This is a genomic window from Herbaspirillum sp. alder98 (assembly GCF_020179755.1).
GTDB lineage: Bacteria > Pseudomonadota > Gammaproteobacteria > Burkholderiales > Burkholderiaceae_D > Herbaspirillum.
Genome location: NZ_JAIUCY010000001.1, coordinates 404291 through 419035, shown reverse-complemented (window position 1 = coordinate 419035; position 14745 = coordinate 404291). Strand labels below are relative to the sequence as shown.

Sequence of the window (14745 nt, the reverse complement as noted above, 5' to 3'; positions counted from 1 at the left end):
TCGCTGAATGTTTCGAATAGACGAAGAAAAAAGCGAACGTGGGGATTTAATGAGACTTGATAATTTCACGGTAGACAATTTCCGTAGTATTACCAGCGCAAAAATACCAACAGCGGACTTTACCGTATTGATTGGACAGAACAATGAAGGCAAATCAAATCTGATGTCGGCATTGGTCGCGGCGATGGGTCTAATCAAGTCACATGCTTCTGGAGCTAGTTCGAAGGATTCCGATTTTCAGGACGTCGCGGAGGTAGACGTGAGCGACACGGAGCCTGGGAGTCACTACAGTTGGCGCCGAGATTTTCCGTTGCACCTACAGAAAAAATATTCACTCGAGATTGGAAAACTGGGTAGTTCAAAGGCCGCGAAGATTGCACCCAAATATGTCACTCAGTTCAGGCTTACACTGGAATTGTCAGCCGTGGAGGTCCAAGAGTTTCGTAAAGTAATCGGAATTAACCTCAATGGTAAGTTGCCCATTTCTATTACCATCGGCAAAGACAATGAACCGGAATTCAAGGTGGTGAAGCCGGGAAAAGGGGCAGTTGGATTTGAGAAGAAAAGCAAGGAAATCGCGAAATTTATCGGACGTCTTATCGTTATTAACTATATTCCGACAATCCGAACTGAGGATGAATCATCAGACATTATCCAGCGCATGATTTCTCGTGAAATCGCAAAATTGGAAAATGACGAGGACTATCAGAATTCGCTTGAGCTAGTTTTTAGCAAGCACGAAGAAGTGTTAAATAAGCTTTCTGAGAATTTGACTCAAGCAATCGGACAATTTCTACCTCAAGTAAAAAAAGTAGAAGTAATCGCGAGACGCAATAGTCAAGTGCGAGCGATTCGCAATGTGCCAAACATCATGATTGACGATGGGGTTCGGACAAATATTCGGAACAAGGGTGATGGCATCAAAAGTCTGGTGGCGCTTAGCCTTTTCCAAAGTGTAGATGAAAAAACAGGAGCTTTTACGTTGTTAGCCATTGAGGAACCTGAGTCTCACCTCCATCCAGGCGCCATACATAGCTTGCGAGCCGTATTGCAAAAAATCAGTTCCGAGAAACAAATCGTAATTACGACACATTGTCCGTCGCTGGTGAACCGCGATAGTGTCAGTAGCAACATTATCGTTGAGAAGAACCAGGCCAAACAGGCGAAGAGAATTTCCGATATCAGGAATGTTTTGGGGGTAGTCCCGGCTGATAATCTAGTGAATGCATCATTGGCGCTGTTGGTTGAAGGTGAGGATGATAGGATTGTTCTCGATGCGTATTTCAAGAATTACCAGCCTGAGATTCATGAAGCCATTGGTGATGGGCGTTTGGTCGTCGCGCATATCGGGGGGGCCAGTAAACTTCCGTACTCAGCATCAATATATGAAAACGCCATATGTAGCATACATGTGTTCTTGGACGACGACAAAGAGGGTAATGCCGCTGCCGAATTAGCGCGTGAGAAGGGGCTAATCAAGGATAGCCAATACAATCTCTGCCGAATTCCAGGCAGAACGGTTTCTGAATTTGAAGACTTGTTGCCTCTTGAATCTTATAGCGAAGTAGTTCTTCTCGAGAGTGGCATTGACCTTGCCAATCAACCCGAATTTACACGAAAGAATGGGGCGAAGGTCTGGTCTGACAGAGTGGCGGAGTGTTATAAAGCCGCTGGAAAGAATTGGGGACCAAACATAGAAGCGGCGCTAAAACTTAAGGTTGCCCATGCTGCAGCGATTAAACTCGAAGAAAAGAGAGTGGATTTCCACGAATATCTTTCAAAGCCACTCGAAGTGCTTTCCGCTGCATTAAAAAATCGTTTGAAGATTGCAGCAAAAAAGTAGTGTTTGGTGACTCTCTGGGGGGTTTTATTACCCCAGTGATCGCATGCTTCAGCCGGAATGAGAATTCGCATCCAAGACCCTAATCGCAGAAAGTAGAAGATCGGAACGGTCGCCGGCTTGCAGTGTGAAAGCGATGTGGCTGTTTAATTTAAAATTTTTCCGCTTGCAAACGACATCTCTGCACCTTTCTTTAAATGATGGAAAACTAGTTCAAGGTCTCGCAAATTCAGATTTCGGAGCCTTCCCATAATGTCTTCATTAAGCCCGGAAAGTACCTGGTCAAATATGGCCTTGCTTGAGCCGGCAAAAATCCTGGTTCCGGTCAAAACGATCAGGTCATCGGCCTTTCTATTCTCTTTCCAGGCTAAGACCATCCCTTCCAAAAAGTCTTCAATGGGCGTGTGTGCATCAAGGCCTTGGCAAGCTCGAGTCCAAGGTTCTTGAAGTAGGCCCGTATCCCAAAGGCAGCCCCATTGCCAACGATATAGATCTATTGTTCTTATTCCACCTATGGCGCGCCCGAATTTCAAGCGCCTGTAAGTCGGCCAGTCGTCTTCATAACCCAGCTGCAAGAAGCGATCATCTCGATCGCGTAGATTCATCTCGCGATCAGGCGCTTCGATTGCCACGTTCTGTAGATCGTGCTCATTGACTTTTGAGTTGTCGTAGATAAGGACCACATGCGCCGGTCGCTTCAAAAGACGCGCGACTAGATTTTCCAGATTTTGTATTTCATCAGCTTGCGGAGCTCTTTTTTTCGTTCGGTATCGCAAACAAAGTCCCGCAGAGAAACCAAATTGCTCATCTAACGCTTCGTAACTCAGCCCTGAGATTTCATGCGCTTCCTCGATCAGCATCGCCGCAAATTGTCGCAACGCTAAGCTCAGCCGCCGGGGCTTGTACTTTTTCATCGTCTGCTTTTTCATGAGTTAAAAAACTGGCCATGTTCATCTGCGCGTATTGATCTTAACTTTCTCCTTTGATGATCTCAAGCGATTACAGGGCGTCACCAGTAATTAATTTTGAATAGCAAGGAGAAATTATGAGTAGGGTCGAGCAGGATTTTCGCATTACCTTCGCACGAATGGCGGATCACGCCATTGTGTCAAAGCGGGAGTTTGCCGAGCTCCTAGCCACCACAGTCGGCGCACTGACGCAAATGAAATATAGAGGGCAACTCCCACACATCGCCTTCCCTGGGAAGAAGCGTGATTGCTGGTACGCCAAGGATATTCGCCAGTGGTTCGAAGGGCTTACTGCCGCTCGTGAACAGAGAACACTCAGTGACCTGGTCGAGACCTCGACGATCTCCAAGCGGATCGGTCGTCCTCGAAAAACTACAACCTGATTCTCTGTCATTTTCTGATGAAATTTAAAAAAGCTATCCTCGGATTCACCGCATGCTTATTCCTCGCAGTAGAGGTCAGCCCGGCAAACGCGCAAGTTCCTGGGAAAAAAAACGTATCCCAAGCACAGTTGGAGTGCGAGAAGGCTGCACGAGAGGCGCCCTCATGCCTTCCAAATAACGTGTGTGCCGAACAAAAATTGAAAGAAACAGAACGCTGGTGCATTCAATGGATTCGCGAAAACACACCGCCGCCCCTTCCTGCACCTCTAAACAGAACCGCTATGGGGATGAGCACGAAATGATGCGTTTTTATCGCCTTCTTTGTCTGGATATTCGCAGTGCTTGGAACAGCCATAGGTTTGAAACCATAACCTTCAAGCTGTGGGCGTATTTTTGGTTATTAACCGGTATTGTTGCGCCGTTTGGCCAGCATCGATGGTGTCTCAAGAGAGTCTTCGACGAATGGGGGCCCGGCTGGGCGTTATTCCCTTTGTGTGCAGCAATAGCTCTTTTTTCCTATTATCAATTCGGTAATAAGTGGGCGATCTTCCCTTACTGGATTTTTTGGATCATTGATGCACTTTTTATCCCTTCCCTGACGCTTCGGGGTGAAAAATGAAACGTCTCCTCACAGCATTCGCAATCTGCATGCTGGCTAGTTCCGCCCTGGCGGGCCCAGAGAGCGGAACAATCGCTCAATTCACGCCTCCTCCTGGTGATACTTCGGTCGATTTTCTTCGAGAGGTGTTCGGCGATATCGTCGGCCTCATCTCATCCGGAGGCAAGGCCTCAGCCGCGCCGACTGATACGGTGCTCGGCTCCATGATGGCGATCTTCAACACAGCCGTGCTATTTGTCGGCATGCTTTTCGTCGGGTACACGACCGTCAAGGGCACGGTCGACTCAGCGCACGACGGCGAGCTGCTCGGCCGGAAGATGTCATCGATCTGGATCCCTTTGCGCACCGTGGGTGGTACGGCGCTGCTTCTGCCGCTTAGTTCAGGTTTTTCGTTGATCCAGATCGGCATCCTATGGCTCGCCCTGCAGGGCGTAGGCATCGCTGACAAGATGTGGAATGCCGCGATTGAGCAAATGAGCCGGGACAATATGATCTCCCGCCCCATGATTCCGGACTCCAGGCCTCTGGCAGCGAACATACTGCGATTCGAGGTCTGTGCCGCAGCGATGAATAAGCAATACAGCGAGTCCGGCCGTTCAACACGGATTGAGCCTGCAACGTCTCAGCAGGTCATGATGAATTCTGGCGAGCTGCTTAACTACGACGTGTTCGACCTGGCCCCGCCGGTATCCATGTACACGACGGCTAAGAACTTCTCCACTGCGACATACAGCGTCACCAAATACACCTGGAACGCTAACGATAACAGCTACATCAACAAGAACGTGTGCGGTGGTGTCTCCTGGAAGCAATCTTACGAGGCCTCGGAGGGCAACAGCAACACCAAGGTCCTGAAGGAGCCAATTCTGGCTGCGCACGCCGCGGCGCTTCAGTCGATGATCAAGGAGCTGCAACCCGTCGCCAATCAAATCGTCACCGGCGATAAGCCCACCGCTGGCGCGATCGATACCGCCGCCAACAACTACGAAAACGCCCTGCGCACGGCGGCCAAGAATGCGGTCAACCAGACGAACGATCGGGCGCGATCCGACTTTCTGGCCGCGGCCAAAGACGGCGGCTGGATCTACGCCGGCACCTGGTACAACCACATCGTGAAGATGAACGATGTGATGCAATCCACCCTGAACGGTCTTCCGACATCGGACCCAATCGCGATCAACGACAAGGAAACACAGGAGGTGCTCCAGACGTACAAGGACGCAATGGCGGTCGCCGACGAATACGCCAAGCATCGTTCCGACAGCGTGCGCCAGGTCTACTACACCGAAACCGACGTGCGGCTGCCGCAGGCCGGCGAAGGTGCCTGGGAGTATGTGCGCAAGCTGCTGTCCGCACCCTTCATGGGTGGCATCAATCAGATGACCCAGGAGATTGCCGGCTCCAACCTGAATCACATGAGCCAGATGAAGTCTTTCGGAGATACGATCGTAGGTATTGGAGAGGGATGTCTTGCGGCCATGGCAAGCGCTGCTGGCGTCGCGAGTTCGGTGATTGCGAAGGGAACCGTCGGACTGGCCTTCGATGTAGGAGCCGTACTGCAACTTCTTTCCGGGGTAGTGACCACCTTGGTTATTGCTTTATTTTTCTTTGGCGTGGTTCTTGCAACTTACGTGCCAATGATCCCATTCATTACGTGGATGACTTCCGTCGTCAACTGGTTTGTTCTTGTACTAGAGTCGGTGATCGCAGGTCCACTATTCGCAGTAGCTCACGTGCATCCTGAGGGCCATGATGCTGTGGGGAGGGCCGGCCCGGGCTGGATGATGATCTTGTCGCTCGTCATGCGTCCAACGCTCATGGTGTTTGGTTTGATTGGTGCAATGTTGTTAACCCAGCCGGTTACAGGCTTGATTAACGGAGCCTTCATGACAGTTGTCGCAGGTATTCAAGCCGATTCGACGACGGGTATTGTTTCTTTCTTAGCGTTCATTGGCATCTATGCCACATTGATGACAACGGTTGTGCATGTGGTGTTCTCCCTCATCCACTTCATCCCAGACAACATCATGCGCTGGTTAGGCCATGCCGCTGGTGGTATTCCAAATGCTGAGCGCGCCGGTGACGAAAGTCATCAGATCCTGGCTGGCGGTATCAAGGAAGCAAAACAAGGCGTGGCGGGCGGACTAGGACGCTTAGGAGGAGGGATCGTTGATGAAAGCCGACCAGATATGACGGCCGGCAAGACTCCCTCTAACAAGGATCTTTTTGGGCTATGAATCGGAGAGATCTGGACGGGTTCAGCGTTTTTTTCCGATCAGTTCTCCCTTGGAGATATCGAACTGATACCCCTTCGTCGCAAGAGTATCCGCGATGTGTCTGCGGCGCATTTGCTCGCGGAGGTTTCCATCAAGGAGGGGCGACGATGGATCCTTGGCGCTCAATGCAGCAAGGGCCGCCTCCAATACAACGACGGTTGCTTCTCGTGCTACCTCGCGAAACATTTGGGCCTCTTCTGCGATTTTTAATTTTTCTTCAAGATTCCTTGCATGACTTTTCCATGAGGCTGCGTTGGATTCGGCACGCTCTATGCGTCCTCGCTGAACGCCCATAGCGTATGCAAAGCTAGGATCTGAAAAATTATTTGCGCTCATTGCACGTTCTCCAAATTGTCACTGACAACGATAGCAGGCCGGTTCGCAATATTCAATGCCGACTTCCGAGATCGAAAACGTTACTTCGAGCCCATGCTCCTTCTTCTTGAACGCGTCAATGTGACTCTGCTCGCCGACATTAATTGTCGATGGTCGTGCGAGGGAAACCGAGCGCCGACGGCGACAATTAATGTGGCCGTTCGCTCGCTTGCGAGTCGCGTTAGCGACAGAACGGCCTTTGTCACCCCAATATAACGCCTACCCAAATGACCAATTCTTTGATCTCAAAAAATGAAGCATTCGATATCGTTCGGCAAGCTCGTGAGTGGCTAAAAAAGAACTCTGTCAGCGAGGATACATCGAAGCCCACAACAAAGTTCTACGCCGCCGAGATGACCCGGCTGATATCCAAATCTCCGGATAAGAATGCGGAACAGCTGTGGGCCGCGATATGCGATACGACAAAGAAAAACACGTTCTACTTGCGCGTAGCTGCTGCCAAGTGGGCAACGTCTGCTCTGATAGAGCGAGTGCTAAGTGCTCAAGACCAATATCAACGTGATAGCACAATAGCCCAAGAAACTTGGCTTGCGAAAGTAATGGAAATGAAGTCGATATTGGCAACAGCGACTCAACTACGCGTGATGATCTCGTCCTCTAACGGGCAATGTCCCATTAAATCTCCAGCTCCAAGATCTAGTAAACGCCGTGAACTGTCTTCTCTCCCAGATAGCTGGCGCGAAGAGATGGCTGAGCGCCTTGCCCGAACGCCGCATCATCTGGGCTTTTTGATTATGGCGATTACAGGTTGCCGCCCTAAAGAACTCGAAGCAGGCATTAAATTGTTCGTCTCTGAACATAGCATTCGAATATATATCGAGGGGGCCAAGGTGAAGAGGCTACAGGGGCAGCCTTGGAGAGAACTGGAATATCGTACAGACGGAGAGATGCATCCACTAGTATCGTCTTTGTACAAAGCTCTATGGGCGGACCAAGCCGGAGAAAGAGAAGTTGAAATCCAGTGCGGGAGAGCAGCTTTGACCTCGGCGATCCGTCGAGCCGGAAAAAAATTCGATAGAAAAAATGGCAGAGATATCACTCCATACTGCCTCCGTCACCAATTTGCCTCTGATCTCAAAGGCCAATTAGGTGACGATGATCTAATTTCCGTTGCGCTAGGGCAGTCAGCAAGCATGACGCGTAAGTTTTATGGGAGAGCTCGTTCCTCAAGTCGAACTCCTCTTGGTCCCACCAATATTCATGCTGCGCGGCCGGTTCGAGCAACGCGGGCCGCTTTGCCGGAGATTCATCAAGGACGATCCAAAGCTCCGAGTTAGCTTGGCCATCAATAGTATTGGTCTATTTCAGAGTCACATTGGCGCGGGCTATCTGCACCTTCTAAGCTAAGCCATGGAGAAAGCGGAGTCACATTGACGCTTTGTTCTACTGCCCGCTCTCAACCAGAGTCACATTGACTTCTATTTTTTGCAGAACAACTTCAATGCACATTCTGCTGCTCAAAATTTGAGAAAATCAGAGTCACATTGACGCTTGAATTTTAATGGGCGGTCTGGCGGGCTAAATTCACTATTTGTTCTTCTCAAACAGTCTATGGAGATCACTAAGTAATGTCCGAAGGCAGATCCGGATCTGGCCGGTATGTGACGTGATGAAGAAATACCCCAAAGATCATGCGTTTTTTGGATACATAGGTATTTGGATAACCTAGCATTGGGGCGTGATCAGATCAGGCACACCAATTTCGCCGGTTCAGTGTTGTGACGCATCCTTTTCCTATCTGACCAAGTCCTGGAGGTTGTTACTTGTACCGCTATTTCTCTAGGACGCTAAAATGTACCCAGTGTTGTCCTAAAAAATAATTCTACGAAAATCTACTGCGCCATTAGCGCTAATCAGGGAGGATGGAAGATGAAATATTCATATCAAGCGGAAAAATTCTTCGTCGCGCGAAGCGCACTCATGCTGCCGCACACAAGAGGCGAGGCAGAGAGCGTTGCGGAGGCATTTCATGAGTGCTCGTTGGGAATGCACCGTTTCTCGGAAGATGGACTAGACGAGAATGCACGTACGTGGCTGGCAAAGCTTAGTGAGTTCATGGATACATCCAGTGTCAATGACACTTCCGGCCGAGGCGCATGGGTGGTAAAAGCCGAAAAATTCTCGACCGATGACCTTATTCAGATATCTACCCTAATTGATGAACTGGCCACTTGGTTTGATCACGCTGAACGTTAATTAGAAAAACGCCTCCAGACAACATCAAGGGCCTTGATGATCTGGAAGGTAGATTGAAAAGGCCGGGCATGATGCCCGGCCTGCAGAGAGATACTTGATATGGGTGTTCGATCAGCCACTTTACTAAAGAATGGCCCGCGCTCTTACCCGTTGATAAAGCTGCACTTCAGCTTGATGTTCAATTTCGACAACGAGGGCAAATCTTTGCAACACTACTGATTCTGCAGCCCACCCTCCTTCGCAGCGTACAACCAAATAGTAACTATCTCCATAGGTGCCGATGTCACGCTTAAAAGTAGCACATGCAGTTTGCACAGTAGATTTTTCACGGGACTGAGGCCCAGGAAGCAAAGTGCAATTAAATTTCTTCGGGATTTCGGGTACTTCTCCTTCGTCTTGAGGCCGCCTACGATAGTGCTCAAATACTTCCTCGGACGTACATCCCCGAAGAAGGCGAAAGTTCATTCCTATACCAGTATAGTCGACGCGAGAATGGCGCACCGGAGGATCGAATGCCAACGTCACACGTATACTTCGGGTGCCATTTTCTGTTTGAAAAGGCTCCGGAATAGGAACGTGATACACGGCAAAATGGTCCACTTGCAAATCACCTTCGGCATACAGTACAACCCGAGCATCGTCTGAATAGGCCGCGCGCTCAAGATCAATTTGTCCATGGCCACATACCGAACGTATTTCGTCTTCCGTAAATCCTTGAAGTTTCAATTTTGCAGGATCTGGGACTGAGGCAGATCCGACAAGCAATGCTCGAACAAGATTCGCCGAAGCGGTCGGCAATACTCGAAGAAGCTGACTAGCCTTGAAAGCCACCAATGGAGCAGAATAAGAAGTCCCTGAACCGCTAGTGAAAAGCCGGTCAAGAGGAAGGTGATGTAAGGTCAACACCCCCGCACTTGGAAGATTCTCACCCCTGCGCAAGCCCGTTAGCGGATCGTAGACAAGCGTTCCGCCGATATCAACTACATCTGGCTTCGTCGATCCCTCGACGCCTGGCCCTATCCGAGTGAATGGAGATGGTTCTAGTTCGGATGTAATCGGGCGAACCCCAACGTTTGCACCGAGCACATCATCAATACCATGACCTTGTGCGATGGATCCAACAGTCAAAACATTAAGAGCGCCGGCTGGCTCATAAAATCGATTGGCTGGTTCAAGCAGATAGCCTGGATATTCTGTCACTGCCTGTTCGATTCGATTGCCCCCTCGGGGGCTACGGTTTCCTGCAGAGACGACAATTAGTACATCAAGATCCCTCGCGAGCTCATCCAGCGTTGCCGCCCAAACTCCGACCTTTCCCCCAGTGTACTGACTCTTTATATCCGCAAGAGCAATGACAAAAATGCGACAACCATGGTCGCGATTTAGCGCGGTAATGGCCTCTTTCATCTGAGAAGCTACAAGCTTTCGCTCGGGAAAATTTCCTGTACGGTCAACAACCTTAGCTGAGCATAGCCGAGCTCCGCGCATTAATTGTCCACTAGCGAGCTGCGCACCTAGATCACCGAATACCGCAATACCTGAAACTCGTGTCCCATGCCCAAAATCATCAGCCTCACCCAGCTCCGGAGGTACTCCAATGGCTCCAACAATCAAGTCTTGAATCAACGGATGGTTGTTTATGCCGCTATCCAAGATTCCGATCACCGGCATGCCATCATCGATTGCATTTACCGGGGGGAGATCTTGTATTTCAAGGTTGAAAGCTTCACCCGTGACGATATCCGGTTCAGGCGGAAGATCAATGGAGGATACCTCTTCGACACGCAGAAGTAGTCGGATTACTGCGCCACTAGCACGGAGACGCAGTAAAGTAATTGATGGGCCAATGTATTGATCAAATACTTCACCTTCCATCGCTTCTATGTAGCTAGTAATTTCCTCTATTTTTCTTTCACGAAGTTCGCGCCGACCTAAATCCCAGATTTCCAAATCAAGCACCAGCATGGCGTCGTTCTGGAAATCTTCAATCTCACGATAGCCGTCCTCTCGCAACCTCACGCCAATTCGGTCGCGCGGCTCGACATTTCCGATCTCTTCAATTGTGGAAATAAAGTTCTGGTAAGCCGGGTTTCTTTGTCCCACCGGTATGTCACCGGCATAAGCTTCGAGGCGTCGGCGAAACTCCGCCATGTCGTCGGATGACGAGAATAAGACCAAGGTACGGTCTTCATCAGAGGATACGACTGTCAGACCAAGATGTTCCCAGTCTGACTCAAGCAATGCTCCCGTCATCCGAACACGAAGAATCAGAGAGGGATTTATGAATTGAGGAGTTCTGCGCTGTCGCTGAGTCGCAATAGACTCATCTAACTCAGCCGATAATCGCGCCGTATGTGTTCCCCGATTTCGTGGAGTAGAAACTCCGAATCCCGGCTTCTTTCTTCTTTCTAGTTGTTCTGGTAACCGTACAAGTTGAAGATGGTCATATCGCGCCATGCATTTGGTCTTATGTAATGTTATTCAACCGCTCCCGCCCTGATCGGCGCCTTGCCTCGTCCGAAAGAGCCCCCAAGAAATCTCTCGCCGTTACTTCTTTTCTTCTATCAATCACCGAAGCCTTGATCGCCTGGATGCAGATCCGCTCAACTTCTGCATATGAATAGCCGCTCAGCTTTTTCGAATAATCAGAGGGTTCGAAATTACGTTGAACATTCCGAAACTTCATCTCTAGATATTTCTTGATCATTCGCTCATCCGGCTTATCAAACCAGATGACTTCATCAAAACGACGCCAGATTGCCGCGTCGAGTGATTTATCTAGATTCGTGGCTGCAATTAAAAATCCCTTTGGCTGCAAACGATCAATAAAGAGCAACAAACTATTTACTACACGACGTAACTCATTATGCTCCGAAGAATCATCACGCGATCGTGCTAAAGCATCAAATTCATCAAGAAAAAGTACGCAAGGCTGTTTTCTCGCGAACTCAAATATCTTACGCACATTTGATGCAGTTTCCCCCAGATACGAGGATATTAGTGCATCTAATTTGACGACAAACAATGGCAGTCCCAATTCAGATGCGAAAATCTCCGCACACAGGGTTTTTCCACAACCAGGAGGACCACAAAACAAAACTTTTGAACGGACTGGAAGACCCTTCTTCCTGATTTCTTCAGACCGCCTGAATTCCTTCATTAATCCGAGAAAGACCCGAATATTGGCAGGAGTCAGTGCAATGTCGTTATGCGTATGAACCGGCTCAACCCGCTCAACAAAATTATTCGCTGCATCAGGAAAAGGAAGTAACGGGGCTAAGCTACGAGGCTTAGTTTCCTTCGCCGGCGTTGTTTCAAGTGTTTTTCGAAGGGATCGCGCTAGCACACGGTTATTCTTTTGCTCTTCTTCCAGAATAATCTGCTCCGCGACCGCTCGGAACTCATCCTCGCGACCGTAGCTTGCCAGCAGTTTCTTCATTAGCTCGCCACGGGCCATAGTTTTCTACCTCTTTAAATATTCAAATAATTTCTTTTTGGAAGCATCTGTTTTTATGCTTTTGCGCTTATAAACAGCATTTCAGTGGTTATTATCCCACTTTGCAAAGCGTCTCAGAACAGCTGCCTGCGATCAAATTTCTTTTTTCACTTCAGCCTCTTCCATCGGGGTATCACCCAAATTCTGAGGATCTGAACTTCGCGAAAAACGCACAATGAAGCCGTGCCTTTGAACGTTTTGCAATAATTGCAATTGTCTTCGCCAGCCCTTTTCACAATTCCACGAGTTCTCCCCGTAAAGGCCAAAATAGATTAATGCTGATAGGCAATTTATTGGTTTTGAAGCAATTTTTTCAATCTGACTATTTTGCACCGTCTGTAGGGCTACCATATCCAACCGTTGCGACTGAGATTTTCTTAAAAGTAATGTTTCATTTGGCGTCGATACCGATACTCCAAGCGCATTCATTTCATCGGATTTGATCAGCAAGCTTTTGTAGCAATCTTTTATCTCGCGCGCGTTGGAATATGTCACTGAACACACCAAGTGCAATCCGAACGTATTCGATAGATACCACGGAAAAACCAATACCAAACCGTTCTCATACACATATCCCAGTGTTGTAATAAGCAGAAATACCGCCATCCACAGCAGCAACATCAATAAATGAGCGAGCTCCCCAGGATGAAGCCAAAATGTCGTCCCCACATAAACTCCCGTGAGCGCAGCCAAAAATCTCAGCACTACTCGATATCGATAAAGCAGAAAAAAAACATTCCAGGAGAAATTGGGAAATAAACGGCAACGCCACTTGAGCAAATAAGCTAAAAACAAAGGGGCAGCAAATACAAAGCAAACCGGCACTTTTATATAGCGATACGGAATTTGATAACTCATTTATTGCTGACTTTCTGAATTAATCCGCGAGCGTGCTGCGCTCGCAAAACGCATACCGGTTGGCTTTAGCATCATGAAGCGCATGATGCTCGGGCAAGCTATTCTTTTTATAGAAAGAATAACGAAGCAATTCGTTGATATTGCGCGCGATCGATCGCGGACAGCACCAATCTGGGATTCGGTAGTCCATCGCATCATTAAACAAGTCCCAGTCGGTCTGGTAATCAAAACAAATTGCGACTGTCGCGCCATCGTTCCGAATGAGATTAAGCCAGCTGAGAATCCTGTGTCTAAGCTCCTCAAAAGGACATTGTGCATTCTCTATTGAACCAAGCAAGGGGATAACTGCTTCGCGAACGAACACGCTGCAAGCAGCGTCTGGGTAAGGCACCTCCACGTAAAACTCTTCCCCAGTTTCTGCCACCATGCCAAGGCTAATGAGGTGACAGTCGAGGAAGTCCGTGAATTCCGTATCGATAAAGATTTTTCGGGTCATGTGAATTAATGGCGCTACTACTGTTTTCTCAGAGCGTTGAGACCAGAATTGCGGAACAGCCTTAGTCTTTGTCTAGAGACGAAAATGAAATGCCCACCAAACCTACAGAAAGCCCCGTTGCGGCGATTTTTTGGTTTGACGGTGCCAGTTAAAAAAAGGCTCCAGCGGTCGATTTGGATGTTTTTTCGAATTTGCAGGAAATCTCCGTTTTACAAAAAACAAACTTGCCTAACGTTCAGCATATTGCAGCGGCGATTTGAGTCCGATCACGGCCACGGGCCGGGACGACCAAAGGGAGCCGAATGGTCGGATGCCCGAAGGGCACCGCTGCGCATCATGGCATGCCGGCGGCGTTGACCGACGCGGGCGAGCCACGTAAGAACAGTGGCGCATCTTTTTCAACGTTTAATCGGCCTGTTGTTGTTTGTTTTTATAAAACATACAAACAATACTGTTTACGTGCTTGCAATACCTTGAATTTAAAAGGGAAAAAGGCTTCACGGTGAAAGTTTATGGGCAAGGTGAAAGTTTATGGGGCATGATTGCGACCCATAAGTTTTCACCTTTCGCCCCATAGGCTTTCACCTTTCGCCCCATAGGCTTTCACCTTTCGCCCCATAGGCTTTCACCTTTCACCCCATAGGCTTTCACCTTTCACCCCATAGGCTTTCACTTTTCACCCCATAGGCTTTCACTTTTCGCCTATTGGCTATTCACTTCTGCCGAATTCCATTTTATCTGGTCGACATTACAGCCGATATGCAAGCGTCCCATATGCGCACCATGCTTTCGGCGGGCTACGAGCACGTCGCTTTGCGCCGTGCTCTACCGCCGAACTTCGCCAAAAGCAGGCGAAGCTCGCTCCATGGTGCTTTGTCGCGGAGTTAAAGCATAGCCGTATTGGTTCGGCAGGGTGAAACGAGCATTAGCATGCATCAGTCATATTCGAAACGAAGCGATCGAATGCCGTCGCGGCTAAGGGATGGGGAAGTTGCACGGCCAGTCGGCGCTGGGCTGCAATTACTGAGTGCAGCGTTGCTGGGGTGCTCCAGGCCTTGGCGGCACGATCAAGTAGCGGATGAAGGCAAGCCACTAGGCAGTCGAGGGCAGCAGTATCTGCGTCAAGTTCTTCGGACATTTCGCATAAAAGATCTTCAACAACCAGCGTTCCGACGATGAAATGATTATTTGGCATGTTGCTTCTCCCGAGTCATTGT

Annotated in this window: 13 protein-coding genes; 6 read left to right on the top strand and 7 right to left on the bottom strand. The window is 49.0% G+C overall.

The genetic code is table 11. The features are described from left to right. Window positions 1-7: 7 nt before the first annotated feature. Window positions 8-1843 carry an ATP-dependent nuclease gene (locus LBW87_RS01980; RefSeq protein ID WP_225199750.1) on the top strand — a complete coding sequence of 612 codons (1836 nt, stop codon included), beginning with the start codon at window positions 8-10 and terminating at the stop codon, window positions 1841-1843. A gap of 143 nt (window positions 1844-1986) precedes the next feature. Here the strand turns inward: LBW87_RS01980 and LBW87_RS01975 are convergent, their stop codons facing one another. Further along, a complete protein-coding gene (locus LBW87_RS01975; RefSeq protein WP_225199749.1) occupies window positions 1987-2754 on the bottom strand; it encodes a hypothetical protein in 768 nt (255 codons plus the stop codon). A gap of 131 nt (window positions 2755-2885) precedes the next feature. Between LBW87_RS01975 and LBW87_RS01970 the strand changes: the two genes are divergently transcribed. From LBW87_RS01970 to LBW87_RS01960, 3 genes are all read left to right on the top strand, one after another. After that, window positions 2886-3191 carry a hypothetical protein gene (locus LBW87_RS01970; protein ID WP_225199748.1) on the top strand — a complete coding sequence of 102 codons (306 nt, stop codon included), beginning with the start codon at window positions 2886-2888 and terminating at the stop codon, window positions 3189-3191. Window positions 3192-3417: 226 nt separating this feature from the next. Further along, entirely contained in the window at window positions 3418-3810 is a 393-nt protein-coding gene (locus LBW87_RS01965; RefSeq protein WP_225199747.1) for a hypothetical protein, read from the top strand. Beyond that, on the top strand, window positions 3807-6047 hold the full coding sequence (locus LBW87_RS01960; RefSeq protein ID WP_225199746.1) for a DotA/TraY family protein: 2241 nt from the start codon (window positions 3807-3809) through the stop codon (window positions 6045-6047). The genes LBW87_RS01965 and LBW87_RS01960 overlap by 4 nt, the downstream gene beginning before the upstream one ends. Before the next feature lie 21 nt (window positions 6048-6068). Here the strand turns inward: LBW87_RS01960 and LBW87_RS01955 are convergent, their stop codons facing one another. Further along, window positions 6069-6422: a hypothetical protein gene (locus LBW87_RS01955; protein WP_225199745.1), complete on the bottom strand. Its 354-nt coding sequence runs from the start codon at window positions 6420-6422 to the stop codon at window positions 6069-6071. Window positions 6423-6688: 266 nt separating this feature from the next. Here LBW87_RS01955 and LBW87_RS01950 point away from each other — a divergent pair, with 266 nt between their 5' ends. Next, window positions 6689-7759 (top strand): hypothetical protein, encoded by a 1071-nt coding sequence (locus LBW87_RS01950; protein WP_225199744.1) that lies wholly within the window; start codon window positions 6689-6691, stop codon window positions 7757-7759. A 592-nt stretch (window positions 7760-8351) separates the two neighbouring features. After that, complete coding sequence (locus LBW87_RS01945) at window positions 8352-8678, top strand: hypothetical protein (protein WP_225199743.1); 327 nt, start codon at window positions 8352-8354, stop codon at window positions 8676-8678. 123 nt (window positions 8679-8801) lie between these two features. Here the strand turns inward: LBW87_RS01945 and LBW87_RS01940 are convergent, their stop codons facing one another. The 5 genes from LBW87_RS01940 to LBW87_RS01920 all read right to left on the bottom strand — a co-directional run bounded on the left by LBW87_RS01940 (window position 8802) and on the right by LBW87_RS01920 (window position 14723). Further along, entirely contained in the window at window positions 8802-10931 is a 2130-nt protein-coding gene (locus LBW87_RS01940) for a S8 family peptidase (RefSeq protein WP_225199742.1), read from the bottom strand. 214 nt (window positions 10932-11145) lie between these two features. Next, on the bottom strand, window positions 11146-12117 hold the full coding sequence (locus tag LBW87_RS01935; RefSeq protein WP_225199741.1) for an AAA family ATPase: 972 nt from the start codon (window positions 12115-12117) through the stop codon (window positions 11146-11148). A 150-nt stretch (window positions 12118-12267) separates the two neighbouring features. Beyond that, the gene (locus tag LBW87_RS01930; RefSeq protein ID WP_225199740.1) at window positions 12268-13032 is read right to left on the bottom strand and encodes a hypothetical protein; all 765 of its coding nucleotides are present in this window, start codon (window positions 13030-13032) and stop codon (window positions 12268-12270) included. A gap of 19 nt (window positions 13033-13051) precedes the next feature. Continuing rightward, window positions 13052-13528 carry a 3'-5' exoribonuclease gene (locus LBW87_RS01925; RefSeq protein ID WP_225199739.1) on the bottom strand — a complete coding sequence of 159 codons (477 nt, stop codon included), beginning with the start codon at window positions 13526-13528 and terminating at the stop codon, window positions 13052-13054. Window positions 13529-14453: 925 nt separating this feature from the next. After that, window positions 14454-14723 carry a hypothetical protein gene (locus LBW87_RS01920; protein WP_225199738.1) on the bottom strand — a complete coding sequence of 90 codons (270 nt, stop codon included), beginning with the start codon at window positions 14721-14723 and terminating at the stop codon, window positions 14454-14456. Between the last annotated feature and the right edge of the window lie 22 nt (window positions 14724-14745).

What these genes read in the sequence shown, in the direction of transcription:
- LBW87_RS01980 (WP_225199750.1), top strand. Translation starts at nt 8, where the DNA reads ATGTTTCGAATAGACGAAGAAAAAAGCGAACGTGGGGATTTAATGAGA.
- LBW87_RS01975 (WP_225199749.1), bottom strand. Translation starts at nt 2,754, where the DNA reads ATGAAAAAGTACAAGCCCCGGCGGCTGAGCTTAGCGTTGCGACAATTT.
- LBW87_RS01970 (WP_225199748.1), top strand. Translation starts at nt 2,886, where the DNA reads ATGAGTAGGGTCGAGCAGGATTTTCGCATTACCTTCGCACGAATGGCG.
- LBW87_RS01965 (WP_225199747.1), top strand. Translation starts at nt 3,418, where the DNA reads ATGGATTCGCGAAAACACACCGCCGCCCCTTCCTGCACCTCTAAACAG.
- LBW87_RS01960 (WP_225199746.1), top strand. Translation starts at nt 3,807, where the DNA reads ATGAAACGTCTCCTCACAGCATTCGCAATCTGCATGCTGGCTAGTTCC.
- LBW87_RS01955 (WP_225199745.1), bottom strand. Translation starts at nt 6,422, where the DNA reads ATGAGCGCAAATAATTTTTCAGATCCTAGCTTTGCATACGCTATGGGC.
- LBW87_RS01950 (WP_225199744.1), top strand. Translation starts at nt 6,689, where the DNA reads ATGACCAATTCTTTGATCTCAAAAAATGAAGCATTCGATATCGTTCGG.
- LBW87_RS01945 (WP_225199743.1), top strand. Translation starts at nt 8,352, where the DNA reads ATGAAATATTCATATCAAGCGGAAAAATTCTTCGTCGCGCGAAGCGCA.
- LBW87_RS01940 (WP_225199742.1), bottom strand. Translation starts at nt 10,931, where the DNA reads ATGACGGGAGCATTGCTTGAGTCAGACTGGGAACATCTTGGTCTGACA.
- LBW87_RS01935 (WP_225199741.1), bottom strand. Translation starts at nt 12,117, where the DNA reads ATGAAGAAACTGCTGGCAAGCTACGGTCGCGAGGATGAGTTCCGAGCG.
- LBW87_RS01930 (WP_225199740.1), bottom strand. Translation starts at nt 13,032, where the DNA reads ATGAGTTATCAAATTCCGTATCGCTATATAAAAGTGCCGGTTTGCTTT.
- LBW87_RS01925 (WP_225199739.1), bottom strand. Translation starts at nt 13,528, where the DNA reads ATGACCCGAAAAATCTTTATCGATACGGAATTCACGGACTTCCTCGAC.
- LBW87_RS01920 (WP_225199738.1), bottom strand. Translation starts at nt 14,723, where the DNA reads ATGCCAAATAATCATTTCATCGTCGGAACGCTGGTTGTTGAAGATCTT.